The sequence below is a fragment of the Microbacterium sp. CFBP9023 genome, assembly GCF_034045055.1.
Classification (GTDB): domain Bacteria; phylum Actinomycetota; class Actinomycetes; order Actinomycetales; family Microbacteriaceae; genus Microbacterium.
This window is the reverse complement of the sequence record NZ_JAXCWI010000001.1, coordinates 664906-690691: the sequence shown is the minus strand read 5'-3', so window position 1 is coordinate 690691 and position 25786 is coordinate 664906. Positions and strand designations below refer to the sequence as shown.

22 protein-coding genes are annotated in these 25786 nt (G+C 68.0%); 13 read left to right on the top strand and 9 right to left on the bottom strand.

Annotated features, from left to right (window positions below; translation table 11 throughout):
• Window positions 1-2: 2 nt before the first annotated feature.
• Entirely contained in the window at window positions 3-1478 is a 1476-nt protein-coding gene (locus SOM10_RS03340; RefSeq protein WP_320488393.1) for a leucyl aminopeptidase, read from the bottom strand.
• Between the two features lie 103 nt (window positions 1479-1581).
• On the opposite strand from SOM10_RS03340, the gene SOM10_RS03335 reads away from it, so the two are divergent.
• The 3 genes from SOM10_RS03335 to SOM10_RS03325 all read left to right on the top strand — a co-directional run bounded on the left by SOM10_RS03335 (window position 1582) and on the right by SOM10_RS03325 (window position 4615).
• The gene (locus SOM10_RS03335; protein WP_320488392.1) at window positions 1582-2523 is read left to right on the top strand and encodes a PAC2 family protein; all 942 of its coding nucleotides are present in this window, start codon (window positions 1582-1584) and stop codon (window positions 2521-2523) included.
• A gap of 167 nt (window positions 2524-2690) precedes the next feature.
• On the top strand, window positions 2691-3923 hold the full coding sequence (locus tag SOM10_RS03330) for an RNA polymerase sigma factor (protein ID WP_053096261.1): 1233 nt from the start codon (window positions 2691-2693) through the stop codon (window positions 3921-3923).
• Window positions 3923-4615 (top strand): coenzyme F420-0:L-glutamate ligase, encoded by a 693-nt coding sequence (locus SOM10_RS03325; RefSeq protein ID WP_053096259.1) that lies wholly within the window; start codon window positions 3923-3925, stop codon window positions 4613-4615. The genes SOM10_RS03330 and SOM10_RS03325 overlap by 1 nt, the downstream gene beginning before the upstream one ends.
• 75 nt (window positions 4616-4690) lie before the next feature.
• Here the strand turns inward: SOM10_RS03325 and SOM10_RS03320 are convergent, their stop codons facing one another.
• Window positions 4691-5707 (bottom strand): sugar-transfer associated ATP-grasp domain-containing protein, encoded by a 1017-nt coding sequence (locus SOM10_RS03320; protein WP_053096256.1) that lies wholly within the window; start codon window positions 5705-5707, stop codon window positions 4691-4693.
• 79 nt (window positions 5708-5786) lie between these two features.
• Between SOM10_RS03320 and SOM10_RS03315 the strand changes: the two genes are divergently transcribed.
• Both SOM10_RS03315 and SOM10_RS03310 read left to right on the top strand, forming a co-directional pair.
• The gene (locus SOM10_RS03315; RefSeq protein WP_230101208.1) at window positions 5787-6494 is read left to right on the top strand and encodes an alanine racemase; all 708 of its coding nucleotides are present in this window, start codon (window positions 5787-5789) and stop codon (window positions 6492-6494) included.
• Window positions 6491-7531 carry an alanine racemase gene (locus tag SOM10_RS03310; protein WP_295102724.1) on the top strand — a complete coding sequence of 347 codons (1041 nt, stop codon included), beginning with the start codon at window positions 6491-6493 and terminating at the stop codon, window positions 7529-7531. Before SOM10_RS03315 ends, SOM10_RS03310 begins: the two co-directional genes overlap by 4 nt.
• Before the next feature lie 54 nt (window positions 7532-7585).
• Here the strand turns inward: SOM10_RS03310 and SOM10_RS03305 are convergent, their stop codons facing one another.
• The gene (locus tag SOM10_RS03305; protein WP_042540282.1) at window positions 7586-7798 is read right to left on the bottom strand and encodes a DUF7455 domain-containing protein; all 213 of its coding nucleotides are present in this window, start codon (window positions 7796-7798) and stop codon (window positions 7586-7588) included.
• 182 nt (window positions 7799-7980) lie between these two features.
• Between SOM10_RS03305 and SOM10_RS03300 the strand changes: the two genes are divergently transcribed.
• Window positions 7981-10083 (top strand): DNA gyrase/topoisomerase IV subunit B, encoded by a 2103-nt coding sequence (locus SOM10_RS03300; RefSeq protein WP_082297819.1) that lies wholly within the window; start codon window positions 7981-7983, stop codon window positions 10081-10083.
• 87 nt (window positions 10084-10170) lie between these two features.
• Here SOM10_RS03300 and SOM10_RS03295 read toward each other — a convergent pair whose 3' ends face one another.
• On the bottom strand, window positions 10171-12612 hold the full coding sequence (locus SOM10_RS03295; RefSeq protein WP_082297818.1) for a DNA gyrase/topoisomerase IV subunit A: 2442 nt from the start codon (window positions 12610-12612) through the stop codon (window positions 10171-10173).
• A 59-nt stretch (window positions 12613-12671) separates the two neighbouring features.
• Here SOM10_RS03295 and SOM10_RS03290 point away from each other — a divergent pair, with 59 nt between their 5' ends.
• The gene (locus SOM10_RS03290; RefSeq protein ID WP_320488381.1) at window positions 12672-13793 is read left to right on the top strand and encodes an alkaline phosphatase family protein; all 1122 of its coding nucleotides are present in this window, start codon (window positions 12672-12674) and stop codon (window positions 13791-13793) included.
• Between the two features lie 27 nt (window positions 13794-13820).
• Here SOM10_RS03290 and sepH read toward each other — a convergent pair whose 3' ends face one another.
• Window positions 13821-14855, bottom strand: coding sequence for a septation protein SepH (sepH, locus tag SOM10_RS03285; RefSeq protein WP_053096248.1), 1035 nt, complete (start codon window positions 14853-14855; stop codon window positions 13821-13823).
• A 196-nt stretch (window positions 14856-15051) separates the two neighbouring features.
• On the opposite strand from sepH, the gene SOM10_RS03280 reads away from it, so the two are divergent.
• Window positions 15052-15345: a DUF4193 domain-containing protein gene (locus SOM10_RS03280; RefSeq protein ID WP_042540214.1), complete on the top strand. Its 294-nt coding sequence runs from the start codon at window positions 15052-15054 to the stop codon at window positions 15343-15345.
• Window positions 15346-15459: 114 nt separating this feature from the next.
• Here SOM10_RS03280 and SOM10_RS03275 read toward each other — a convergent pair whose 3' ends face one another.
• Window positions 15460-15924 (bottom strand): DUF3093 domain-containing protein, encoded by a 465-nt coding sequence (locus tag SOM10_RS03275; protein ID WP_056278808.1) that lies wholly within the window; start codon window positions 15922-15924, stop codon window positions 15460-15462.
• A 12-nt stretch (window positions 15925-15936) separates the two neighbouring features.
• Between SOM10_RS03275 and dut the strand changes: the two genes are divergently transcribed.
• From dut to dxs, 5 genes are all read left to right on the top strand, one after another.
• Window positions 15937-16410, top strand: a complete 474-nt coding sequence (dut, locus tag SOM10_RS03270) for a dUTP diphosphatase (RefSeq protein ID WP_056278807.1) — start codon at window positions 15937-15939, stop codon at window positions 16408-16410.
• Window positions 16403-16990: a DUF3710 domain-containing protein gene (locus SOM10_RS03265; RefSeq protein ID WP_056278806.1), complete on the top strand. Its 588-nt coding sequence runs from the start codon at window positions 16403-16405 to the stop codon at window positions 16988-16990. The genes dut and SOM10_RS03265 overlap by 8 nt, the downstream gene beginning before the upstream one ends.
• Window positions 16987-17721 carry a DUF3159 domain-containing protein gene (locus tag SOM10_RS03260; protein WP_056278805.1) on the top strand — a complete coding sequence of 245 codons (735 nt, stop codon included), beginning with the start codon at window positions 16987-16989 and terminating at the stop codon, window positions 17719-17721. The genes SOM10_RS03265 and SOM10_RS03260 overlap by 4 nt, the downstream gene beginning before the upstream one ends.
• 108 nt (window positions 17722-17829) lie before the next feature.
• Window positions 17830-20712 carry an aconitate hydratase gene (locus tag SOM10_RS03255; RefSeq protein WP_171821918.1) on the top strand — a complete coding sequence of 961 codons (2883 nt, stop codon included), beginning with the start codon at window positions 17830-17832 and terminating at the stop codon, window positions 20710-20712.
• Between the two features lie 168 nt (window positions 20713-20880).
• Window positions 20881-22821 (top strand): 1-deoxy-D-xylulose-5-phosphate synthase, encoded by a 1941-nt coding sequence (dxs, locus tag SOM10_RS03250; RefSeq protein WP_056278804.1) that lies wholly within the window; start codon window positions 20881-20883, stop codon window positions 22819-22821.
• Between the two features lie 57 nt (window positions 22822-22878).
• Here dxs and SOM10_RS03245 read toward each other — a convergent pair whose 3' ends face one another.
• From SOM10_RS03245 to SOM10_RS03235, 3 genes are all read right to left on the bottom strand, one after another.
• Entirely contained in the window at window positions 22879-23574 is a 696-nt protein-coding gene (locus SOM10_RS03245) for an SPFH domain-containing protein (protein WP_053096235.1), read from the bottom strand.
• A 141-nt stretch (window positions 23575-23715) separates the two neighbouring features.
• The gene (locus SOM10_RS03240) at window positions 23716-25161 is read right to left on the bottom strand and encodes a glycerol-3-phosphate dehydrogenase/oxidase (protein ID WP_320488373.1); all 1446 of its coding nucleotides are present in this window, start codon (window positions 25159-25161) and stop codon (window positions 23716-23718) included.
• Window positions 25158-25766, bottom strand: a complete 609-nt coding sequence (locus SOM10_RS03235; RefSeq protein WP_320488372.1) for a TetR/AcrR family transcriptional regulator — start codon at window positions 25764-25766, stop codon at window positions 25158-25160. Before SOM10_RS03235 ends, SOM10_RS03240 begins: the two co-directional genes overlap by 4 nt.
• Between the last annotated feature and the right edge of the window lie 20 nt (window positions 25767-25786).

Below are 25786 nucleotides of genomic sequence, written 5' to 3'. Positions count from 1 at the left end.
GGTCATGCCTCCTTGTGGGATGCTTCGGCGAACGCGATGATCGACCGGACCATCGCTCCGGTGGGGCCCTTGTCGGTGAAGCCGTACGGTGCGCCGTTGTGCTCGCCGGAGCCGGCGATGTCGAGGTGCACCCACGGGATGCGCGGGGCGTCCCTCTCGTCGGAGACCCGGCCGACGAAGCGGCGCAGGAAGAGGCCGGCGTACGACGCCCCACCCATCCGATCGCTCATGTTGGCGTTCTGCATGTCGGCGATGGGGGAGTCCAGCGAGTCCTCCATGTAGGCCGGGAGCGGCATGTGCCACGCGAGCTCATCGGCGGCGTCGGCGGCGGCGAGGAACTCCGCGACGGCGTCGTCGTCACCGAACACGCCGGTGTGGCGGTGCCCGAGAGCCATCACGATCGCTCCGGTGAGAGTCGCGACGTCGATGATGACGTCGGGGTTCTCGCGGCTGGCCGCGACGAGGCCGTCGGCCATGACCAGGCGCCCCTCTGCATCCGTGTTCGGAACCTCGACGGTCGTGCCGTCGAGGATGCGGATGACGTCTCCCGGACGCAATGCACGACCTGACGGCATGTTGTCGGTGATGCAGAGCCAAGCGGTGACGTGCACGGGCAGGGCGAGAGCGGCGATCGCCCGCAGTGCTGCGACGCTCGTCGCGGCACCGGCCATGTCGAACTTCATGCCGACCATCGAGGCCGCCGGCTTGAGCGACAGCCCACCGGTGTCGAACGTGATCCCCTTGCCGACGAGTGCGATGTGACGTGTGGCGTTCGCGGGTGCGTAGTCGAGACGGACGAGGCGCGGCGGCCTGTCGGAGCCCTGCGCGACGCCGAGGATACCGCCGAAGCCCTGTTCGGCGAGCGACTTCTCGTCGAGGATCTCCACCGAGACATCCGCCAGCCCGTCGACGCTGTCGGCTGCGCTCTGTGCGAGCTGGGCCGGGCTCTGCCACTCGGCCGGGACGAACACGAGATCCTTGATGAGGGCCATCGCCTCGCCGACGGCGATGGACCTGGAGAGTGCGGACTCGTCGAGGTCGGCATGCAGCAGGACGGAAGACGCGCGGGTCTTGCCCGACTCCTTGCGGTAGCCGTCGAACCGGTAGCCGCCGAGCACGGCGCCCTCTGCGGCGGCGGCCGCGAACTGCTCGAGACCGGGAGCCAGGGCCACCGAGACCGTCTCGAAGCCGGTCAGAGACCGGAGGGCTGTGCCTACGGCGTTGCGCACGGCGGAGGCATCGGGCTCACGGCCTACGCCGACGACGGCGAACGGCAGGGTCGTGACCTCGGGGGCGTAGGCCCGCGTGAACGACGAGGCCGAGCCGGTGTGGCCGACGGCCTGCAGGGAATCGGCGAGTCCGGGGTAGCCGGTCAGCGACTCTGCGGAGTCCGAGATCTCGGGGATGACGAGCACTGCGGCGTCTGCAGCGCTTCCTGGGAACTGATCTGAGGTGCGCGAGAGCGCGGGAAGCGTCATACCTCCATCCTAGGAGGGTCGCGCGCCCGGGCGCCGAGCGGGTGTTCGCTCTCAGCTTGAAGGTCACCGCCCGGCCGTCCGAAGCTGCTCGTAGCATTGACTCATGCCCTTCTCCGGAGAGATCCATGAACGTGTAGCGAACGCACCGGTCGTGCCGCGCGGACTGCCCCTTGTCCTGCTCCTGACGGGTTTCACCGACGCAGGCAGCGCCGTCTCCGGGCTCATCGAGCACCTTCGCGAGACGACGTCGCCCGAGCCGATCGCCGTCTTCGACAACGACGTGCTGCTGGACTACCGCGCCCGCCGCCCGGTGATCTCCTTCGACCAGGATCACCTGACCGAGTTCCGTCCTGCCCGGCTGGAGCTCTCGCTGGCGACCGACGCCCTCGGCCAGAAGTTCCTCCTCCTCGCCGGTTACGAGCCGGACTTCGCCTGGAACGAGTTCGCGCGCACCGTGCTCGAGTTCGCCGACGAATTCGAGGTCTCCGGACTCAACTGGGTGCACTCGATCGCGATGCCGGTCCCGCACACCCGCCCCATCGGCACGACGGTGAGCGGCAACCGCCGTGAGCTCACCGTGGCTCACTCGGTATGGCGCCCGCGCACCCAGGTGCCGGCCACTGCGGGGCATCTCCTCGAATTCCGCTTCGCGGAGCACGGTGAGCGCGTCGTCGGGTTCGTGCTGCTCGTACCGCACTACCTCGCCGAGACCGAGAACCCCGACGCCGTGATCGCGGCAGCCGAAAAGCTGATGGCCGCCACGGGCCTGGTCATCCTGCTCGACGAGGTGCAGGAGCGCCGCCAGGACTACCTCACGCGCGTCGACGACCAGGTGCTGGGCAACGATGAGCTGCAGCAGATGGTGCAGGGGCTCGAGCGCCGCTACGACGCGTATATGGCCGGTCGTGATCCTGAGGACGGGTCGTACGACGAGGGCGGATTCAACGAGCGCGACCTGCCGAGCGCGGACGAGCTCGCCGCAGAACTCGAGCGCTACCTCGCCTCGCGCCCCAGCGGCGACGAGGACAAGCCGGGTCGCGGCTGACATCGAGCGAGCGAACTTGGGCGGATTGCACCTGCATGCCCACACGTGTGCGATACTAGGACTCTGACCCGTTGTCAATCGATCTTTCCGGAGATCGGACTTGACAAGGGTCTTACTAGTGTCCGAAATGCTCCGGGGCCTGCGAGCGGCCCCGTGAAAGGCGAAACGTGACTCCTGCCACGACGAAGAAGACCCGGACGAAGAAGACCGCCGACGCTCCCGAGGTCGATGCTCCGGTCGAGGAGGCCGCTGAGAAGCCGGCGCCCAAGACCGCCGCGCAGCGTGCCGCTGCCAAGCGCGCGCCCGCGAAGAAGAAGAAGGCCGATGACATCGTCGAAGACGACGAGACTCCTCCCGCCGCAGAGCCCGATGAGGACGACGAGGACTCCAAGCCGAAGTTCACCGAGCCTCTGCCCACGGGAGCGATCGTCATCTCGTCGAACGACGACGAAGACGTGCCCGTCTACTCCACGCAGATCACCGGTGCGACCGCCGACCCTGTCAAGGACTACCTGAAGCAGATCGGAAAGGTCGCCCTGCTGAACGCGGCCGAAGAGGTCGAGCTCGCGATGCGCATCGAGGCCGGCCTGTTCGCCGAGGAGAAGCTCTCCACGATGACGGCCGCCGAGAAGGCCAGCCAGCTCGGGCTCGACCTGCAGTGGGTCGCCCGCGACGGTCAGCGCGCGAAGAGCCACCTGCTCGGCGCGAACCTCCGTCTCGTCGTCTCGCTCGCCAAGCGCTACACCGGCCGCGGCATGCAGTTCCTGGACCTGATCCAGGAGGGCAACCTCGGTCTGATCCGCGCCGTCGAGAAATTCGACTACACCAAGGGCTTCAAGTTCTCGACGTACGCCACCTGGTGGATCCGTCAGGCGATCACCCGCGCGATGGCAGACCAGGCCCGCACCATCCGCATCCCCGTGCACATGGTCGAGGTCATCAACAAGCTCGCCCGAGTGCAGCGCCAGATGCTGCAGGACCTGGGCCGTGAGCCCACGCCCGAAGAGCTCAGCCGCGAGCTGGACATGACGCCCGAGAAGGTCGTCGAGGTGCAGAAGTACGGCCGCGAGCCGATCTCCCTGCACACGCCTCTCGGTGAGGACGGCGACAGCGAGTTCGGTGACCTCATCGAGGACACCGAGGCAGTGGTCCCCGCGGATGCCGTGGGCTTCACGATGCTGCAGCGTCAGCTGGAGCAGCTGCTCGACTCGCTCTCCGAGCGTGAGGCCGGTGTCATCCGGATGCGCTTCGGACTCGGCGACGGACAGCCCAAGACCCTCGACCAGATCGGTGACACGTTCGGCGTGACGCGTGAGCGCATCCGTCAGATCGAGTCGAAGACGATGGCGAAGCTCCGCCACCCGAGCCGCTCGCAGTCGCTGCGGGACTACCTCGAGTGATGCAGGCGAACGAAGGCAAGGCGCTCGAGGCGAGCGTCGACGGCAAGAACTACGCGCGCATCCCGCTGCGGACGCGCGTCGTCATGCCGAACGACGACCTCGACTCCGTCGTCCTGGAGTACGCGAAGGAAGCTGTTCAGCCCGGTGACCTGCTGTTCGTGACCGAGAAGATCGTGGCGATCACGCAGGGCCGGTCGTACCGGCTCGACGAGATCACGCCCCGTCCGCTTGCGCGCTTCCTGTCGCGATACGTCGTCCGCACCTCCTACGGCATCGGTCTCGGAATGCCCGAGACGATGGAGATGGCCCTGCGCGAATGCGGCACCCTGCGGATCCTCTTCGCAGCCGGCGTCTCGGTGATCACCAAGGCCTTCGGGCGTCGCGGTGACTTCTACCGCATCGCAGGTGACAAGGCACGCGCCATCGACGGCCCGACGAAGAACACGATCCCGCCGTACAACCAGGCGGTCGTCCTCGGACCGAAGAACCCGCGTGAGGTGGCCCTCCGTCTGAAGAAGATGCTCGGCGGCGACCTCGAGGTCGCCGTCGTCGATATCAACGACATCGGCGGCAACATCCTCGGCTCGACGCTCGACAAGGCGGGGGAGCGTCGGCTCGTCCAGATCCTGGGCGACAATCCTCTCGGCCAGGCGACGCAGTCGACCCCGATGGGGATCGTCCGCGAGGTCTGACCTCCGCGTGATCGACGCCTCAGCAAGAAGGGCCCGGATGCTCAGCATCCGGGCCCTTCTTCATGCCTGCTGCGGTCAGAACCCGATCGCGGCCTGGTAGCGCGGCTTGTGCCCTGTGCGGATCCCGGTGACGCTCGGCTTGTTCTCGTACACGCCGGCGCCCCAGTTGCCCTCGACGAGCACCGGACCGTCAGGCGTGACCACGACATCCCAGCCGACGTACTGGATCTGCGGTACGACGCGCGCGACCTGGTCGACGAACTCGCGGACCTCGTCCATCATCGGCAGCTGGAAGTCGGCGATCGGGAAGCCGGAGTCCGGGTGCGTGACGTGCACGTGGCCGTGAGAGTCGTATCCGGATCCCACAGAGTGACCGTTCTCGTCGAGCATCGTGTAGAAGCCGCCGAAGCTCATCTGGTCGCTCACCGCTCCGCGTCCGAACTTCTGGGCCATCGCGAGGATGTGCGTCTTCTCGCCATCGAAGAATGCGGTGATGCGGGTGGTGTTCACGGTGCCGGGGCACACGGCCGCGAGGTCGGCGTGCTGGCGGATGACCTCTTCGACGAGGACCTGCTTCTTCGAGAGGAGCTCGGCGTGGAACGCATCCCAGTCGGTCACGTCGGCGGCGTGGTAGCGGTGGACACCCGTGCCCGCCTGGCCGTGCGTCTCCTTCACGACGATCGTGCCCTGGCGCTCGGTGAATGAACGCAGCTCGTCTGCGTTGCCCTGCGTGATGAGCATCCACTCCCTCTTGAGGAAGGCATCGAAGACGGCGTTGAACTCTGCCTTGTCATGGAACAGGTGCCGATAGTCGGGGTGGTCGTACTTCTGCGAGATCTCGTTCGACACGGGGTGGGTCATGAACGTGTCGCGCTCCGCCTTGGTGAGGATCGCGAAGTCGTAGTCGATGTAGTCCTGGAATCCGACGTTATGGCGGCCCGCTGACCACAGCATGTCGACGACCACGAGGGGAACGGCCTTGCCGTGCTGAGAAGACGCCTCTTTGGCCCTCTCGATGACCGAGGCGACGTCGATGCGGCGAGCACGCGCCAGCAGATAGCGGACGCGGGGCGCGAGGGAAAAGCGTGACATGGATCTCCAAGTTCGGGGTCCCCTCCAGTCTACGGTGGGTGCGTGGAGCATCCTGAGAAGGCGGAGCTAGGCTGGAAACGTGTGTGAGAAGACATCCAGCTCCCGCCCGCGCGCGATGATCTCGCGGTCGGCGCTCGCGGTCGCATCCGCTGCCGCCGTCGATGCAGGGGGACGCGTCGCCGACCTCCGCCGCGATGCCTGGGGGCATGGGGTGCTCTCCGTCGCACACGCGGTGGTCGCCGCCGGTGCGGAGGCCGTGCTGGTCGACCATGCCGAGGAGGTCGAGGCCCTGGCTCTCGAAGGCATCGACGCCGTGACGACCGGCGCACCGGATATCGACCCCTTCCTGCTCTACGGGCTCCCCGATGCGGAGGGAGCACTGAGCGCGAGGCCGGTCATGCGGCTCGTCGGCAGAGTGCTTTCCACGAAGCCGCTCAGGGCCGGAGACGCGGTCTCCTACGGCTACACCCATCGAGTGGCCCATGACACGACGGCCGCACTCATCACCGGCGGCTACGCCCAGGGGATCGTGCGCGCGCTGGGCAATGCCGCCCACGTGGAGATCGACGGTGTGCAGCGCCCGATCATCGGGCGTGTCGCGATGGATGTGTGCGTGATAGATCTGCAGGGATCCGCCGCCGTCACCGTGGGCGCCGAGGCCACCTACTTCGGAGGTCGCGGGCCGGCCGCTCCCGGGCTCGCCCGATGGAGCGCCGTCACCGGACTCACGATCGCCGAGCTCGTAACCGTCGCGGGTGCACACGCGGAGCGGGGGTGGGAGGCATGAGTCGGCCGGAGCTGCGGATCGACACCGACCTGTTCCGAGCGAACATCCGCGCGGTCCGCGATCGCATCGCCCCGTCGGAGCTCATGGTCGTCCTCAAGGACGACGCGTACGGTCACGGACTCCGGTGGGCCGTCGAGGCGGCGAAAGACACGGGCGTCGAGTGGTACGGGTCATACGACGTCCGAAGCGGGGTCGAAGCACGACGCGTGCTCGGCGACACCGGTCGGATCTTCGCGTGGGTCACCTCGACGGACGAGGAGATCGACGACGCGCTGCGCGCCGACATCGACCTCGGCGTCGGATCGGCGGAGTACCTGGCGCGCATCACCGCCAGGGCTGCGCATGCCGGCGCGCGGGCACGTATCCACCTCAAGATCGACACGGGGCTGCATCGCAACGGTCTGCTCCCGGCCGAGTGGGAGCGCACCGTCGCCGATGTGCGCGCGGGTGAAGCGGCGGGACACCTCGAGCTCGCCGGGATCTGGAGCCATCTCGCCGAGGCGAGCGACGACGAGGACGACGATGCTCAGGCCCTGTTCCTCGATGCCGTCCGTGTCGTGGAGCAGTCCGGACCGACGCCCGAGGCGCTGCACCTGACGGCATCCGCTGCGTCCTGGTGGCGGCCGGAGCTCCGCGGCTCGCTGTCTCGGATCGGGGCGTTCTGCTACGGCGTCCGCTCGGCGGAGGGACCCGACCTGCCGGGTGTCACGCCGGTGGCCGAGCTCACGGCGACGGTCCGGAAGATCTCGGACGGGAACGCTCAGGTCGGCGTCGGGTCGTTCGACGGCATCCCGTCCACTCTCGCAGGAGCAGACGTGGGCACCCCGGGCGGATCTCGCGAGCTGCTGCGGATCGACGAGACGACGTCGCTGGTCCAGGGGTGGCCGGGGATGCAGATCGGCGACTCGGTCTGGCTGTTCGGCGCGGGCGAGCACGGAGAAGCGAGTGCGACGACCCTCGCCGAGCGCGTCGACACCGTCGGCGAGGAGATCCTCACCCGGCTCACGAGCCGCGTGCGCCGGGTCACCACCCCTTAACGAAGGCGGAGCCCGTCTGATGACGGGCTCCGAGGCGGATCGAACCGCGATCGATCAGTCGATCAGTCGTGCGGTCTCGTCGTGCCAGCTCGTTGCGATGCTGCGGAGCTTCTCTTCGTACTTGCGACCGTGGTGGGCGCAGAACAGGAGCTCGGATCCGTTGACCTCGGCGGCGATGTAGGCCTGAGCGCCACATGAATCACAGCGATCCATGGCGGTCAGGCGGAACTCGACGGCGGAGGTCTCACGTTCGGTCGTTGCGTTCATCTCGGGGCCTCCTTGAGTGTCGGGTTCGCTGGCTGGGCGTGTTCAATACAACCACGCTGGGGCTGTGTGCATGCCCGGTTTGCGGCGTGTTTCGCTCAGCGCGTACGCGCGGGTGCCGTACTGAGGGCTCCCGGGGAGTGTCTGCGGCTGGTGGAGAGGCATCGCGAATAGACTCGGAGATTGTGACCGCCGAGTATTCCGCCCATCATCTCCAGGTGCTCGAAGGGCTCGAGGCCGTCCGCAAGCGCCCAGGTATGTACATCGGCTCGAACGGATCCCCGGGCCTGATGCACTGCCTCTGGGAGATCATCGACAACGCCGTCGACGAGGCCGTCGCGGGCAACGGCTCGAAGATCGACATCATCCTGCATGAGGACGGCAGTGTCGAGGTCCACGACCGCGGTCGCGGCATCCCCGTCGACGTCGAGCCGCGCACCGGTCTCACCGGCGTCGAGGTCGTCTTCACGAAGCTGCATGCCGGCGGAAAGTTCGGCGGAGGCTCTTACGCGGCATCCGGTGGTCTGCACGGTGTGGGCGCCTCTGTGGTGAACGCCCTCTCGGAGCGGCTCGACGTCGAGGTAGACCGAGGTGGCAAGACCTATGCCATGTCGTTCCATCGCGGCGAGCCCGGACTCTTCGCCGACAAGGGTGAGAAGCGGCCGGACGCTCCGTTCACCCCGTTCCAGGACAAGAGCGAGCTGCGGGTCGTCGGCAAGGCGCCGCGCGGCACGAGCGGAACACGTATCCGCTATTGGGCGGATCACCAGATCTTCACGAAGGATGCCGCGTTCCAGCTCAACGACCTGGTGACTCGCGCACGTCAGACGGCGTTCCTCGTCCCAGGGCTGGAACTCGTGATCCGCGACGAGCGCGCGGCCAACGGCGCCGAGGTCGAGGGCCAGCCGATCGAGACGTCCTACCGGTACGACGGCGGCATCTCGGAGTTCGTCGAGTACCTCGCGAACGACGCTCCCGTCACCGACACCTGGCGTATCCAGGGCGAAGGCACGTTCAAAGAGACAGTGCCGGTGCTGCAGGCCGACGGCCACATGATCGCCACAGAGGTCGAGCGCGTCTGCGCCGTCGACATCGCGATGCGGTGGGGCACCGGCTACGACACGACCACGCGGTCGTTCGTCAACATCATCGCGACCCCCAAGGGCGGCACCCACCAGCAGGGCTTCGAGCAGGAGCTGCTCAAGGTGCTGCGCTCGCAGGTCGAGCAGAACGCACGTCGATTGAAGGTCGGCAGCAACGACAAGCTCGAGAAGGACGACGTCCTCGCCGGGCTCACCGCGGTGCTCACGGTGAACGTCCCCGAGCCGCAGTTCGAGGGCCAGACGAAGGAGATCCTCGGCACCCCGGCCGTGCGTCAGATCGTGGCCCAGGTGCTCCGGAAGGATCTCGGCGCCCGATTCAGCTCGACGAAGCGCGACGACAAGAGCCAGTCGACGCAGCTGCTCGACAAGGTGGTCGCGGAGATGAAGGCACGAGTCTCCGCTCGTGCCCACAAGGAGACCCAGCGCCGAAAGAACGCGCTCGAGTCCTCGACCCTTCCGACCAAGCTGGTCGACTGCCGCACGAACGAGGTGGAGCGCAGCGAGCTGTTCATCGTCGAGGGAGACTCCGCGCTCGGCACAGCGAAGAACGCACGGAACAGCGAGTTCCAGGCGCTGCTGCCCATTCGTGGAAAGATCCTCAACGTCCAGAAGGCGTCGGTCGGCGACATGCTGTCGAACGCCGAGTGCGCATCGATCATCCAGGTGATCGGTGCGGGCTCCGGCCGCAGCTTCGACATCGACGCCGCGCGGTACGGCAAGGTCATCCTGATGAGCGACGCCGATGTCGACGGCGCGCACATCCGCACGCTCCTGCTCACGCTGTTCTATCGCTACATGCGGCCGCTCATCGAGCATGGCCGCGTGTTCGCCGCGGTGCCGCCGCTGCACCGCGTGATCGTGATGAATCCGGGCTCCAAGCCCAACGAGACCATCTACACCTACAGCGAGCAGGAGATGCACGCCCTTCTCGCCAAGCTCCGCAAGTCGGGCAAGCGGTGGCACGAGCCGATTCAGCGATACAAGGGACTCGGCGAGATGGACGCGGAGCAGCTCGCCACGACCACCATGGAACGCGGCGGCCGCCTGCTGCGCCGGGTGCGCATGGAGGATGCCGAGGCTGCGGGTCGCGTGTTCGAGCTGCTGATGGGCAACGAGGTCGCGCCTCGACGTGAGTTCATCATCGATTCGTCCGATCGCCTCTCCCGGGAATCGATCGACGCCTGATCGTTCAGCGCCTCAGCGCCAGAGCCGCGCGGTAGACATCGAGCAGCGCGTCGCGGTGGGCGTTCGGCAAGCGGCGTGGAACAGAGCTCAGACCAGAGTGCGGCCGATGCTCCCGATCACGCCGTCCACCGGCTGACCCGATGCGTCGCGTCGTGCTCCGGGTTCGGGGAGCTTGCGCACCGCACCCGTCGGATCGACGGCCTGCGCCGGGCTCGGCCCGACCCAGGCGACCATGAGGCGGTCCTCGCCCTTCAGGAAGGCGTGGGCACGGACTCCGCCGGTCGCTCGGCCCTTCGAGGGATACTCCGCGAACGAGGTCACCTTGGCACGTCCCGGTTCGGTACCGGGCAGGCTGCTGTCGGAACCGGAGACCGTGGCGACGACGGCATCGGCATCCGGAGTGACAGCGCCGAAGAACAGCACGGACGCGCCGGCCCCCAGCTTCATGCCCGCCATGCCGCCGGCCGGTGCTCCCTGCGGGCGCACGGCTGAGGCCGAGAAGCGCAGCAGCTGGGCATCCGTGGTCACGAACACGAGGTCTGCGTCATCCTGAGCCTCGACAGCACCCACGACCGTGTCGCCGGGCTTCATGCCGATGACCTCGAGGTCGGGACGCACGGGGAGCGTGGAGGGAACGATCCGCTTGACTGTGCCCTGGGCCGTGCCCAGGGCGATCGGGACGTCGCTGTCGAAGCGCACGAACGCGAGGATCCGCTCTCCGCGGGTGGTGATCCCGAGGTAGTCGCGCAGCGGCGCGCCTGCTGCGAGCTGCACGGAAGACGACGGTACCGACGGCAGATCGACGGGGGAGAAGCGCAGCACGCGCCCTTCCGTCGTCAGTGCACCGATCTCCGCGCGCACCGTCGTGTCGACGGTGGTCAGGATCGCGTCGTGCTTGCTCCGTCGGGCCGGCAGCGTGAGCTCCTGCCCCTCGGCGAGGTCCACGCGCACGGCGCGTCCGGTCGTCGACAGCACGAGCACGGTGGGAGCATCGGCGATCTGCAGGTCGACGGCCCCCTTCGTCGCGCGCGGCTTCGGGGGCGCGGCGTTCATCAGGAGCGTACGGCGAGGAGTGCCGTAGGCCTCGGCTGCGGCATCCAACTCCTGTGCGACCACTGCGCGCAGCAGGGCCTCGCTCGACAGGAGATCGCGGAGTCTGGCGATCTCGGCGAGCAGCGCGTCGCGCTCGGTCTCGAGCTCGATGCGCGAGAACTTCGTCAGACGCCGCAGGCGCAGCTCGAGGATGTACTCCGCCTGCAGTTCGCTGAGGTCGAAGACGGACCGCAGTCGTGCGCGCGCCTGCTCGGAGTCGTCGGAGGAGCGGATGACCTGGATGACCTCGTCGATGTCGAGGATCGCGATGAGGAGCCCCTCGACGAGGTGCAGACGCTCTTCGCGGCGAGCGAGGCGATAGCGGCTGCGGCGCGTGATGACCTCGAGCCGGTGCGCGACATAGACGCGCAGCATCTCCTTGAGCCCGAGGGTGCGGGGCTGGCCGTCGACCAGAGCCACATTGTTGATGCTGAAGGAATCCTCGAGAGGCGTGAGCCGGTAGAGCTGCTCGAGGACGGCGTTGGGGTCGAACCCGGTCTTGATGCCGATCGCGACGCGCAGGCCGTGGTTGCGGTCGGTGAGGTCGGTCACGTCGCTGATGCCCTGCAGCTTCTTCGACTGGACGGCGTCACGGATCTTCTCGATCAGTCGCTCCGGCCCGACCATGTACGGCAGCTCGGATACGACGATGCCGGTGCGCCGCGGGCCGAGTGGCTCGACCGACACCTTGCCGCGCACCTTCAATGCGCCGCGTCCGGTCGCGTATGCGTCCTTGACTCCGTCGAGACCCATCAGGATGCCGCCCGAGGGGAAGTCCGGTCCGGGGACGAACTCCATGAGCTCTTCGGTCGTCGCGTCGGGATTCTCGAGCAGGTGGGTGGCGGCGGCGACGACCTCGATCAGGTTGTGCGGTGCCATGTTGGTCGCCATGCCGACGGCGATACCGCTCGCTCCGTTGACGAGCAGGTTCGGGAAAGCTGCGGGCAGCACGGACGGCTGCTGGAACTGGCCGTCGTAGTTCGGGATGAAATCGACGACGTCCTCGTCGAGGTTCTCGGTGAGCGCCATCGCGGGGGAGGCGAGACGCGCCTCGGTGTAGCGCGCAGCCGCGGGACCGTCGTCGAGCGAGCCGAAGTTGCCGTGTCCGTCGACCAGCGGCACGCGCAGCGCCCACTCCTGGGCGAGGCGCACGAGGGCGTCGTAGATCGCCGAGTCGCCGTGCGGGTGCAGCTTTCCCATGACCTCGCCCACGACGCGGGCGCTCTTGACGTGACCGCGGTCGGGACGGAGGCCCATCTCGGCCATCTGATACAGGATGCGTCGCTGCACGGGCTTCAGGCCGTCGCGAGCGTCGGGCAGAGCCCGCGAGTAGATCACCGAGTAGGCGTACTCGAGGAAGGAACCCTGCATCTCTGTCTCGAGATCGATGTCCTGGATACGCTCAGGGGCGAGCTCGGCAGGCGGGGTCTTCGGCATGGGCATCCTGAATGGTGCGAGGCTGAGGGCGTACGGGAGCCTGTGTCAGACTGGCTCGGATGTCCCTCATTCTACCGTCCGAGTCGCCGGCAGCCCGGAGCGTCGTCGGGGTGGCGGACGACGTGTTCGCCGCTCTGCGCGGTGAGTCCGCGACCCTGCCGCGGGCTGAGTCCGTCGTCCTCGTGCTCATCGACGGCCTCGGCGCCATCAGTCTGCGCGCCCATGCCGGCCACGCCAGAGCGCTCACCGCCGGCATGGCGAAGAAGGATGTCGCCCAGTCGGTCTTCCCGTCGACCACCGCGGCGGCTCTCACCAGCATCCTCACGGGCACATGGCCCGGCCAGCATGGACTGGTCGGCTACCGGGTCCTCGATCCGGACAGGGACGTGCTGGTCAACCAGCTCACGGGCTGGGAGTCGGATGGTCTCGATCCGGCGACGTGGCAGGCGGCTCCGACGGTCTTCGAGCGCGCCAGGTCAGAGGGTCGTCCGACCTTCGCCGTCGGCGTCGCGGCGTACGCGGGGAGCGGGTTCACCCGTGCGACGCTGCGCGGTGCCGACTTCGTCGCCGCCCAGACACCCGCCGAGCGAGTGGAGGCCGCATACGACCTCGCGGAGCGCCACCAGGGCTCGCTCGTCTACTGCTACCTCCCCGAGGCCGACAAGGCGGGGCACAGATACGGCCTCGACTCCGTGCACTGGATCGCCGCGCTCGAGGAGATCGACGCCGCGCTCTCACGACGTGTGCCGCCGGGTGTCGGTGTGCTCGTGACGTCGGACCACGGCATGCTCGACGTGCCGGCGCACCGGCAGATCGTTCTCGAGGCAGAGCACCTCGAGGGAGTTCGCCATCTCGGTGGGGAACCGCGGATGCTGCACGTCTATGTCGAACCGGATGCCGACGCATCTGCGGTCGCCGAGCGGTGGGTTCGTGACCTCGACGGCGTCGCTGATGTCGGAACCCGGGATCAGGCGATCGCGGCGGGGTTGTTCGGCCCGGAGGTGACCGAGGCGGCCTCGTCGCGGATCGGCGATGTCCTCGTCGTGGCCCGGGGCAACGGTGCCGTCTACGACGGCACGGCTGCAGACCAGCGCGGCCGTGGAATGATCGGGCAGCACGGGGGACTGACTCCGGAAGAGCGTCAGGTTCCGCTGCTCAGGTTCGGAGCCTTCGCGCGCTGAGTCCTCGCACTCGTGCCGGGGGCCGGTCTACTCGTCGGTGCGGGCCCCGAAGACGATCTCGTCCCACGACGGCATCGCGTTGCGGCGTCGACGGCGACCGTTGCCCTCGTTCGCGGGCTCCGGTGCGGGCTCCGGCTCGTCACTCTCCGCAGGAACGCTCTCGAAGGCGTCGAACAGTGCGATCGGACTCTGGTCCGTGTTCTCGTCGTCCGGCTCGTCGAGGATCGGTGCGGTCTCGCGCTGACCCCGCCGGCGTCGCAACGCCTCGAGCAGGTCGGCGGTCTCGGGGCTCGTCGTCGCGGACTCCGGCGCGCGCTTGATCGCGGCGTCCTGCGCCGCTGCCATCGAGCGCTCTGGGGCGATGCTGTCGTCGACCTCGGCTTCGGGCGCCGGGAGCAGACGTGGTCCGAATGCGCCGGAGTCGAAACGGCTGTCGTCCTTGTAGGGCGATGCCTGCCGTTCGGCCTCGACGGCGCGCAGTCGCGGGATGAGTCCGTCCGGCAGCGAGCCCTGGCGAGACAGCTGGGTCGCGTCGGCGTTGAGCGGTGCGAGGGCGCTGCGGCGGGGGTCGAAGCTCCAGCGAGCGTCGTGCTCGACCTCGTTGGCGGTGAACTCGAGCTTGATGATCCAGCCGCTCTCGTCCTTCCAGCTCGCCCAGCGCTCGGCAGAGGCCTCGACCTCTGACAGCTTGGCTCGGATCGCGGTGCCGAAAGTCGGCTGAGCGTCGGGCTCGACATCGCTGCCGATCAGGACGGGTACGGCGAGCGCCTGGCCGATGACGTGCTCGCGCTCGGCGAGAACGGGTCCTTCGAAGCGGATGACGTCGTCGACGCCGATGCCGAGGAGGGCCGCGACCTCGGGCGCCGTGAGACCGGCGCGGATCTGAGCCTGGATGTCGCGCGGGCTCGCCGCGAGACGCTGAGCAGCCGGCTCGCTCTGTCGCGTCGCCCGACGGATCTCTCGGTGCAGGACGTCGTCGATGGGCAGCGCGAACCGCTCGCCCGACTCGGTCGCGAGTACGAGCAGTCCTGCTTCTGTGCCGACGATGGTGACGTTTTCCATGCGAATGCCCCTCTGATGGGTGTGCGTTCATGGTGTCACGCGGGGCCGCTCAGAACCGGGAATAGTCTGGGCGTGCCGTGAGTTTGGTCTGTCGCAGCCGCGGGCATTTGCTTATTCCTCCGCGGTCATGCAAACTATGGCCGCCGATTACCCCGACGGCGCACCACCCACTCGCATGAAAGTGGAGATTTACCACATGGCAACCGACTACGACGCTCCCCGCAAGAGTGAAGACGACTCCGAGTCGATCGAAGCCCTCAAGGAGCGTGTGCCGGACAAGCTCTCCGGCTCATCGGGAGACGAAGACGCGGACAACCCGTCCAGCTTCGACCTCCCGGGAGCGGATCTCTCCGACCTCGAGCTCGATGTCGTCGTGCTGCCCGCGCAGCAGGACGAGTTCACCTGCATGAACTGCTTCCTCGTGAAGCACCGTTCTCAGCTCGACCACGAGGGCGCATCCGGCCCCATCTGCAAGGAGTGCGCCGCCTGAGCGCACCATAGAGCGAGATCTCACGCGCCCCCGACCTCTTGGTCTGGGGCGCGTCGTCTTTCCGGCCTTGAGCGGCGTGATCGATCCCGCAGCGTGCTCAGGCGGGCGGCGTGGTCAGCGCTGGGCGGCGACGATCGCGGCGGCCAGCCGATCGGGCGTGCGCGACGAGATGGTCCAGGTGTCGACGGGATCGTCGGGGTCGATGTTCGGAACGACGACGATGCCGTCTACCCCGCCCCGGATCAGATGCCAGCCTCGCGCCGGAAGCCCCGGTCCTCGAGCCTGGCGCGCCTCTTCGCCGTTCAGCGCCCGTGGTGTGCCGAGGTGTCGGACGTCGATGTGCGCTCGACCGGCCCGCAGCACATCGCCGTCGACCGAGACGGGCGGGGCGAGTGCGAGGAAGGCGATCACGAGGAGAGCCGAGACCGCTGCGCCGACGACCAGGGCGATGGTCGAGCCGACGGGCACGAAGATGAGCGCCACCATGGGGCCCGCCAGAGCGACCGTCACCAGCAGCCACAGGCTGGGGGACAGTCTCTCGCGGTAGTGGATCCGCGCGTCAGGAGCGATGTTCTGCATTAGCCTCGTGGGGTGACTGATTCCGTTGATGTCCCCATTATCGCCTCTGTGGTGCCCGGCTACGCCCACCCCGGTGATGCGGGCGCCGATCTCGTCGCCGCCGAGGCCGTCCACCTGGCACCCGGCGAGCGGGCGCTCGTGGCCACCGGAGTGCGCATCGCCCTGCCCGAGGGATACGCCGCCTTCGTGGTGCCGCGCAGCGGACTCGCGGCCAAGCACGGGATCTCGATCGTCAACTCGCCCGGCACGGTGGATGCCGGCTATCGCGGTGAGATCAAGGTGAGCCTGATCAACACCGACATCCACAGCGCGTACGATGTCGCCGTCGGCGATCGCATCGCGCAACTGATCGTGATGCCCGTGACCCGAGCCGTGTTCATCCCGGTCGAGGAGCTGCCAGAGAGCGTCCGCGGCGAGGGTGGCTTCGGCTCGACGGGCTACCAGGCAGGATCCCATTCCCCTTCGGCAGGACAGACCAATGACTGACAACAACGCGACTCCTTCGAAGTCCGCACCGGACGACCGGGCGACACAGGGCCCGTTCGACGACTCCGAGGCGAACCCCGTCCGGCCCTACATCGATCTCGGCGGCATCAAGATCCTTCCGCGCGAGGGCCTCAACCTTCGGCTCGAGGTCGAAGAGCAGTCCAAGCGCATCGTGGCCGTCGGGCTCGACTACGCCGATTCGTCCCTGCAGGTGCAGCCTTTCGCGGCACCGCGCTCGGGCGGCCTCTGGGACGAGACCCGGGTGCAGCTGCGTGATCAGGTGCGCACCCAGGGCGGCCGGGTCGAGGAGCGCGACGGTCCCCTCGGCAAGGAGCTCCTCGCCGAGGTTCCCGCGGCGGCCAACGAGGGATCCGAGCTGCGCCTCGCGCGCTTCATCGGCATCGACGGGCCCCGCTGGTTCCTTCGTGGGGTCATCGGCGGAGCCGCGGCATCCGATCTCGAAGCGGCCGCCAAGGTCGAGGATCTCTTCCGGTCGATCGTCGTCGTGCGCGGTGGCGCTCCGATGCCGCCGCGCGACCTGATCCCGCTGAAGATGCCCGCGACTCCCGGCTCCGCGTGACCACCCCGGCCCCGGAGCCCGAGCGCGAGCAGAGCGCGTCGGACATCGTCGGCGCGGCTCTCGGCGGCGCCGCTCGCCGAGCGGGTCTCGACCCGAACGAGAGCGGCGCGACGCACCGTGTGGTGTGGTCCGCGATCGGCGGATGGCGCGGCATCCTCGAGTCCGTCCTTCCGAGCCTCGCGTTCGTCATCCTCTTCACCATCCGCCCCGAGCCGCTGATCGTTCCTCTGGGCGTGTCGGTCGGGCTCGCCGCGGTGTTCACCGTCGTGCGGCTGATCCAGAAGTCACCCCCGTCTGCGGCCATCGGCGGTCTCGTGGCCGCCGCAGCCGCGGCTGCGCTCGCGCTGTGGACGGGCCGCGGCGAAGACAACTTCGTCCCCGGTCTCATCACCAACGCCCTCTATGGCACCGGCATGCTGGTGTCGGCGCTGATCGGCTGGTCGCTGATCGGTCTCGCGGTCGGTTTTCTGATGGGGGAGGGCACCGCATGGCGGCGCGACCGTCGCAAGCGTCGTGCCTTCCTGTGGCTCGGCGTGGCCTGGGCCGCTCTGTTCTTCGCACGTCTCGCAGTGCAGTTGCCGCTGTACCTCGCCGGAGACGTCACCGCGCTCGGCACGCTGAAGCTGATCATGGGCCTGCCGCTGTTCGCGCCGCTGATCGCCGTCACCTGGCTCGTCGTGCGCGCGCTGTATCCGCGCGGCGCCGATGCCGACAAGGCCGCTCAGCCGTGATAGATTTATCTTGACATCAAGATAAATTGCAGGCTTTCGCCTGAGGGCTGAGCGGAGCAGACTGGTTAGGTCTGCCTTGCTAGCCGCAGGGGCTCGCTGGCGAGCAAGATGGAGGCGCCTGTCGCTCCCATCCGAATAGAAGGAGACGGATTCGTGTCCACGGTGAACAGCTTCGGTGCCAAGAGCACCCTGACGGTCGGCAGCACCGACTACGAGATCTTCCGCATCGACACGGTGCCCGGTTTCGACAAGCTCCCTTTCAGTCTGAAGGTCCTCCTCGAGAACCTGCTTCGCACCGAGGACGGCGCGAATGTGACCAAGGCGCAGATCGAAGCACTGGGTTCGTGGGATGCCGCGGCTGAGCCGAGCACCGAGATCCAGTTCACGCCGGCCCGTGTGGTCATGCAGGACTTCACCGGTGTTCCCTGCATCGTCGACCTCGCCACCATGCGCGAGGCCGTCACGGCGCTGGGTGGCGACGCGAACAAGATCAACCCGCTCTCGCCCGCCGAGATGGTCATCGACCACTCGGTGATCGCCGACCTCTTCGGTTCCGAGAACGCCCTCGAGCGCAACGTCGAGATCGAGTACGAGCGCAACGGCGAGCGGTACCAGTTCCTTCGCTGGGGCCAGACGGCATTCAGCGACTTCAAGGTCGTTCCCCCCGGAACCGGCATCGTGCACCAGGTGAACATCGAGCACCTGGCCAAGGTCATCTACGACCGTGACGTCGACGGAGTGCTGCGCGCCTACCCCGACACCTGCGTCGGCACCGACTCGCACACCACGATGGTCAACGGCCTGGGTGTGCTCGGGTGGGGCGTCGGCGGCATCGAGGCCGAGGCCGCGATGCTCGGCCAGCCCGTGTCGATGCTCATCCCGCGCGTCGTCGGCTTCAAGCTCTCCGGCGAGATCCCGGCCGGCGTCACGGCCACGGACGTCGTGCTGACGATCACCGACCTGCTGCGCAAGCACGGAGTCGTCGGCAAGTTCGTCGAGTTCTACGGTGAGGGCGTGGCATCCGTGCCGCTGGCCAACCGCGCGACGATCGGCAACATGTCGCCCGAGTTCGGTTCGACGGCGGCGATCTTCCCGATCGACGACGTGACCCTCGACTACCTGCGTCTGACCGGCCGCAGCGACGAGGCCGTCGCGCTGGTCGAGGCGTACGCGAAGACCCAGAAGCTCTGGCACGACGCATCGCAGGAGCCCGTCTTCAGCGAGTACCTCGAGCTCGACCTCGGCACTGTGGTGCCGTCGATCGCCGGCCCGAAGCGCCCGCAGGACCGCATCCTCCTCTCCGAGGCGAAGTCGCAGTTCGAGCAGGACATCCTGGCCTACGCCGCACCGTCGACCTCGGACGACGTCGTCGACCTCGAGTCGAAGCACTCGTTCCCCGCCTCCGACCCGGGCAACGCGCCCGGTGAAGAGGAGCCGCGCACCACCCGGCCCGTGCACATCAACAGCGGCGCACCGGCGAACGCGTCGAAGCCCGTGCCGGTCACCACTCCGTCGGGTGAGAAGTACATCCTCGACAACGGTGCAGTGACCCTCGCGGCGATCACCTCGTGCACCAACACCTCGAACCCCTCGGTGATGATCGCCGCAGGTCTCGTCGCCCGCAAGGCGCTCGAGAAGGGCCTGAAGCAGAAGCCCTGGGTCAAGACCACCCTCGGCCCCGGCTCGAAGGTCGTCACCGACTACTACGAGAAGTCCGGACTCGACAAGGACCTCGAGGGCCTCGGCTTCTACACCGTCGGCTACGGCTGCACCATCTGCATCGGAAACTCGGGTCCGCTGATCGAAGAGGTCTCCGCGGCCATCAACGATCACGACCTCGCCGTGACCGCCGTGCTCTCGGGCAACCGCAACTTCGAGGGCCGCATCAGCCCCGACGTGAAGATGAACTACCTCGCGAGCCCGCCGCTCGTGATCGCCTACGCCCTCGCGGGGTCGATGCACTTCGACTTCGAGAACGATGCGCTCGGCAAGGGATCCGACGGCAACGACGTGTTCCTCAAGGACATCTGGCCGACGCCCGACGAGGTGCAGGAGATCGTCGATTCCTCGATCTCGCGTGAGCAGTTCATCAAGCAGTACGCGACCGTCTTCGACGGTGACGAGCGCTGGCGCAGCCTGCCCACCCCGGACGACGACATCTTCCAGTGGGACGAGAACTCGACGTACGTGCGCAAGGCTCCGTACTTCGACGGCATGACGATGGAGCTCACCCCGGTGCGCGACATCGAGGGCGCCCGCGTCATGGCGACTCTGGGCGACTCGGTCACGACCGACCACATCTCGCCCGCCGGCAACATCAAGCCCGGCACCCCCGCGGCGCAGTACCTCATGGAGCACGGGGTCGACCGCAAGGACTTCAACTCCTTCGGATCGCGTCGCGGCAACCACGAGGTCATGATCCGCGGCACGTTCGCGAACATCCGCCTGAAGAACCTGATGGTCTCGGCTGTCAACGACGGCCAGGTCGTCGAGGGTGGCTACACCCGCGACTTCACCCAGCCCGGTGGACCGCAGTCGTACATCTACGACGCGAGCATGAACTACCAGGAGCAGGGCACGCCCCTCGTCATCTTCGGTGGTAAGGAGTACGGTTCGGGATCGTCGCGCGACTGGGCGGCGAAGGGCACGAGCCTCCTCGGCGTCAAGGCGGTCATCACCGAGAGCTTCGAGCGCATCCACCGTTCGAACCTGATCGGAATGGGCGTCGTCCCGCTGCAGTTCCCGGCCGGTGAGAGCTGGGAGTCCCTGGGTCTCGACGGCACCGAGATCGTCTCGATCTCCGGTCTCGAGGAGCTCAACAACGGCGTGACCCCGAAGACGGTTCGCGTCACGGCCACGCCGAGCGAGAACTCGCCCGAGGGCAAGCAGGTCGTCGAGTTCGACGCGGTCGTCCGCATCGACACCCCCGGTGAGGCGGATTACTACCGCAACGGCGGCATCCTGCAGTACGTGCTGCGTTCGCTGGTCTGATCGCACGATCGGAAAGGGCTCGGTCCTTCGGAACCGGGCCCTTTCCGCGTGCCGGGGGCGGTGTCAAGGGGGAGTCGCTCTCCGAGCTTTCCCGGGTGCCCGGGGTAGGATCGAGCAGGCGTCCGTACCGGAATCGGCGCCGCGAACGGTGCCTAAGAGGAGGTGCAGATGCCCATTCTTCCGAGCATCTCAGGACCCCGTGACCTCGACTCCCTGTCAGAGGATCAGCTGATCGAACTCGCCGGTGAGATCCGCGAGTTCCTCGTCGAGAACGTGTCGCGCACCGGCGGGCATCTCGGCCCCAACCTCGGTGTCGTCGAGCTCACGATCGCTCTGCACCGCGTCTTCTCGTCGCCCGACGACCCCTTCATCTTCGACACGGGGCACCAGTCCTACGTGCACAAGCTCCTCACCGGTCGCCAGGACTTCTCGTCTCTGCGAGTGCGCGGTGGACTCGCCGGGTATCCGCAGCGCGGCGAGAGCCCTCACGACGTGGTCGAGTCCTCGCACGCGTCGAGCTCGCTCAGCTGGGCCGACGGTGTGTCGCGCGCGCTGACCGCCACGGGGCGAGCCGACCGTCACGTCGTGGCCGTCGTCGGCGACGGAGCACTCACGGGCGGCATGACGTGGGAGGCGCTCAACAACATCTCCGACGACAACGATCGCAACCTCGTGATCGTCGTGAATGACAACGGTCGTTCCTACGCGCCGACCATCGGCGGCATGTCCCGGTTCCTCAACCGGGTGCGCACCGCGGCTGCGTACAAGGAGCTGCACCACAAGTCGGACCGACTCTTCCGTGCGTTCGGTCCGGTCGGCCGCGCGGTGTTCCGCGGGGTGCGCGGCGGCACCCACGGCTTCCTCTCGCGGTTCACGAACAACGAGGCGCTGTACTCGAACCTCGACATCAAGTACCTCGGCCCGGTCGACGGGCACGATCTCCCCGCCCTGCTCGAGACGCTCGAGCTGGCCAAATCGTACGGTGCGCCGGTGATCGTGCACACGATCACCGAGAAGGGCCGCGGCTACCAGCCTGCTCGCGACGATGAGGCCGACCAGTTCCATGCGGTCGGACGCATCGACCCCGCGACCGGCGAGACACTCTCTTCCAGCGGAACGGGCTGGTCCGACGTGTTCTCCGAGTCGCTCGTCGCCATCGGAGAGCGTCGAAGCGATGTCATCGCGATGACCGCAGCGATGCTGCGACCGACCGGTCTCGCGCCGTTCGCCGAGCGCTTCCCCGATCGCGTGTACGACGTGGGCATCGCCGAGCAGCACGCCGTCGCGTCGGCCGCAGGTCTCGCCTTCGGAGGTCTGCACCCCGTCGTCGCGGTCTACGCCACCTTCATGGGGCGCGCCTTCGACCAGGTGCTCATGGACGTCGCTCTGCATCGGGCGGGCGTGACCTTCGTGCTCGACCGCGCCGGCGTCACCGGCCCGGACGGTCCCAGCCACCACGGCATGTGGGATCTCGCGATGCTGCAGATCGTCCCGCACATCCGCATCGCCGCGCCGCGTGACGGAGCCCGGTTGCAGGAGGCCCTCGATGAGGCGGTGCTCGTCGACGATGCGCCGACCGTCATCCGCTTCCCGAAGGGCGACGTCGCGGCGGATCTTCCGGCCATCGAGCGGCTGCACGACGGCGTCGATGTGCTCGCCCGCGGCGAGTCCGAGGATGTCCTGCTCATCGGCATCGGCCCGTTCGCCGCGCTCGCGATGGACGTCGCAGAGCGTCTGCGCGCTCAGGGCATCGGCGCCACGGTGATCGATCCGCGCTGGGCCATCCCGGTGCAGCCCTCGATCGTGAGCATGGCAGCTCGTCATCGTCTGGTCATCACCATCGAAGACGGCATCCGCGTCGGCGGCATCGGCACGCGTGTCCGGCAGGTGCTTCGCGAGGCGGGCATCGACACCGCCGTCGACGAGCTGGGGCTTCCGGACGAGTTCATCGATCACGCGTCGAGGGACCAGATCCTCGCCGACGCCGGTCTCACCGCATCGAAGATCGCGCAGGACGTCGTGTCGCAGGTGCTCGGGACTCGGATCCCCGTCGCTCGGGATGCGGGCACGAGCGGGACGGTCGATCTGCCGCTGCACGAACGCCGCTGACCGGCGTCGCCACCGCGTGACGGCGGATGACGGTCACAGACCGTTCGACCGCTGCGATCAGTTGAGAGCGTGGAGTGCGGCGACCGCCTGCGCCCCGCGATCGGTGTCCCGGAGCGCGGCCGAGAGCAGATAGCCGTCGGTGAGCGCGTCACCGGTGACCATGACGCGTACCAGCTCGACGCCGCATGCCCGACGCACCTCGTCGGCGCTGGCCGCGATCACGCGGGTGTTGATCTCGTCGTTGTGGGGCAGCTCCGCGCCCTCGAGGCCGCGGATGACGTCGCGCAGTGCGGCGCCCACGATGTTCGAGGCCCGTTCTTTGACGTTCACGACGTCGAGTTCGAACACTCGGAGATCTCGTCCGGTCGGGATCGGTCGCCACTCGAACGACGCGTGCACCCGGTGCTGATGGCCGCTCGCCCCGGTCATCTCGCGCGCGGGCAGATCCGTCGCCCTGCAGCGCACATCGATCAGTCGATACCAGTAGAACAGGGGGAACGCGCCATGCGACCCCGGATCGAGGACCACGACTTCGCCGACCGCTCCGCCACGTGAGGTGGGGCGCCGTTGCGGGCGGTTCCGGATGATCGGCTTGCCGTTCCGGGTGCGGATCGCAGCCCACCCCTCATCGACCGTGACGATGAAGATCTTCAGCAGTGCCGGCACGACCAGCAGGATCGTGAGGATCGCCGTGCCGGTCTTGAAGAGCCCCGACATTCCCTTGCCGCCCAACATCGAGAGGAGCATGTCCATGCCACCACTGTGCCCCCTCGATCGCGTTCGGAGCGCTCTCTGAGCGGCGCTGGCGAAGGTGTTCATTCGCTGTTCCGTGCTCGTTACCCGGTGTGCCGTGACGCGGATACGGTTGGCGGCGGTCGCGCGGATGCGGCGTCGTCAGGAGAACGTGGCGAGGATCTCGGCGACCTCGGATTCGACGAACGCCCTCTGCCGCTCCCTGTCGTCGTCGACGAGGCCGAGCCGGGTGCGGCGATCGAGGACGTCGTCGGCGGTCATCGCGCCCTCCGCGCGGACGGCGAAGTCGATGGTCGCTGGGGAGATGTGCCCCCGGCCCCCGCTGTCCCCGGCCCTCATCGCGGAGTCGGTGAGGCGGAGGGATGCCGTGCGGCTCGCGCCGGCGTCGAGCCCCGCCGATGCCACGGCGAGGTCGACCGCATCCTCCGCCATCCGCCGGTAGGTGGTCAGCTTGCCTCCGAGGACGTTGACGAAGCCGCGCTCGGAGACGCGGACCAGATGCCGACGGGAGATGTCCGCCGTCGACGCCGCACCGGTGTCGACGAGCGGCCGCAGGCCCGCGAACGATCCCCTGACCTGCGTGCGCGTGATCGGGACGGTCAGTACTCGGTTGAGGTTCGCGAGCAGGAACTCGATCTCGCCCTCGGTCGGCTCGGGGACCCGCGGAACAGGGCCCGGCGCATCTTCGTCAGTGAGTCCGACGATCACGCGGCCGTGCTGCTGCGGCAGCGCGAACACGAAGCGGCTGATCGACCCCTCATGCGGAATGGTCAGTGCCGAGGACGGGTCGCCGAGATCCGCGGCATCCAGCACGATGTGCGTTCCGCGGCTGGGCCGCACGGTGATCGAGTCGTCGAGGCTTCCGGCCCAGACGCCGGTGGCATTGACGACGGATCGGGCGCGCATGTCCAGACGCTCGCCCGTCAGCACGTCTTCGGCGGTCGCGCCGTCGACGCGCAGCTCGAGCGCTCGGACGCGGGTGAGGACGCGGGCGCCCAGACTGGCGGCTGTCCTGGCGACGGTCACGACCAGGCGGGCGTCGTCGATCAGCTGCCCGTCGTAGGAGAGCATCCCTCCGCGCAGCCCAGCTCCGGCGAGCGACGGGAAGAGCCGCTGTGCCGTACGCGCCGAGACGAGACGCGGCGGGGGGAGGAACCGGCGCGGCGTGCCCGCTCGCATCCGCAGCAGATCACCCAGGGCCATCCCGACCGCGCCGGCTGCGCGCTGGCGGGCCGTCAGCCCTGTCGTGAAGGGCAGCAGCTGCGGGAGAGAGCGAATGAGGTGCGGCGCGATCCTGGTCATCAGCAGGTGACGCTCGAATGCGCTCTCCTTCGCCGTGGCCACATCGCCGGTGGCGAGATAACGGAGTCCGCCGTGCACCAGTTTCGAGCTGAATCGGCTGGTGCCGAAAGCGAGGTCCTCGCCTTCGAGAAGAGTGACGCTCAGACCCCGCGAGGCGGCGTCGAGCGCGACACCGACCCCCGTGATGCCTCCGCCGATCACCAGAAGGTCGACGGTCTGCTCCGCGGCCAGGGAGAGATCTGCGGCCCGACGCGCGACGTTGAGGTCGGGGGAGTGCGCGGTCATGGCCGCAGGAGCCCGTCGAGGGCTGCTCGCAGCTCGCGCTCCCAAGACTCCTCGGAGAGGAGCTCCGACACCGTTCCGTGCGAGAGCACGGCCGACTGCGCGATGAGCAGCAGCATGACGGCAATCTCGTCGGGATCGCCGTGCCTCACCGATCCTCCCTGCTGCGCCGCACCGATCGCGGTCGCCAGCCACCTCAGGATGAGTCTCTGGCTCGAACCCACACGCTGCAGCGTGTAGCGGGTGAACGCCTCCGGTTCATCGGCGAGAAGCCGTCCGTACACGTCGTCGGCACGGAAGAGGGTGGAGAAGCGGAGAACATCGTAGACGAGTCCGTGTCGGCTGGTCGCGTGCGTGGGGAACTGCGCGAGGATCACCGCGACTCTGCGCAGGAGCGCTGAGCGGACGACATCGTCGGCGTCGTTCCAGCTGCGGTAGATCGTCGGCCGGCTGTGACCCGCGCGCCGAGCGAGCTCTGCGATCGTGACGCCATGCACGCCTCGTCGACCGATCAGCGCATCGGCGGCGTCGAGGATGCGCGACTGCGTGGCATCCCACTCCGGAGCGCGGTCGGACATCGCGTCGAGCACCAGTTGACGTTCTTCCATGATCTGTCACACTGTAACGC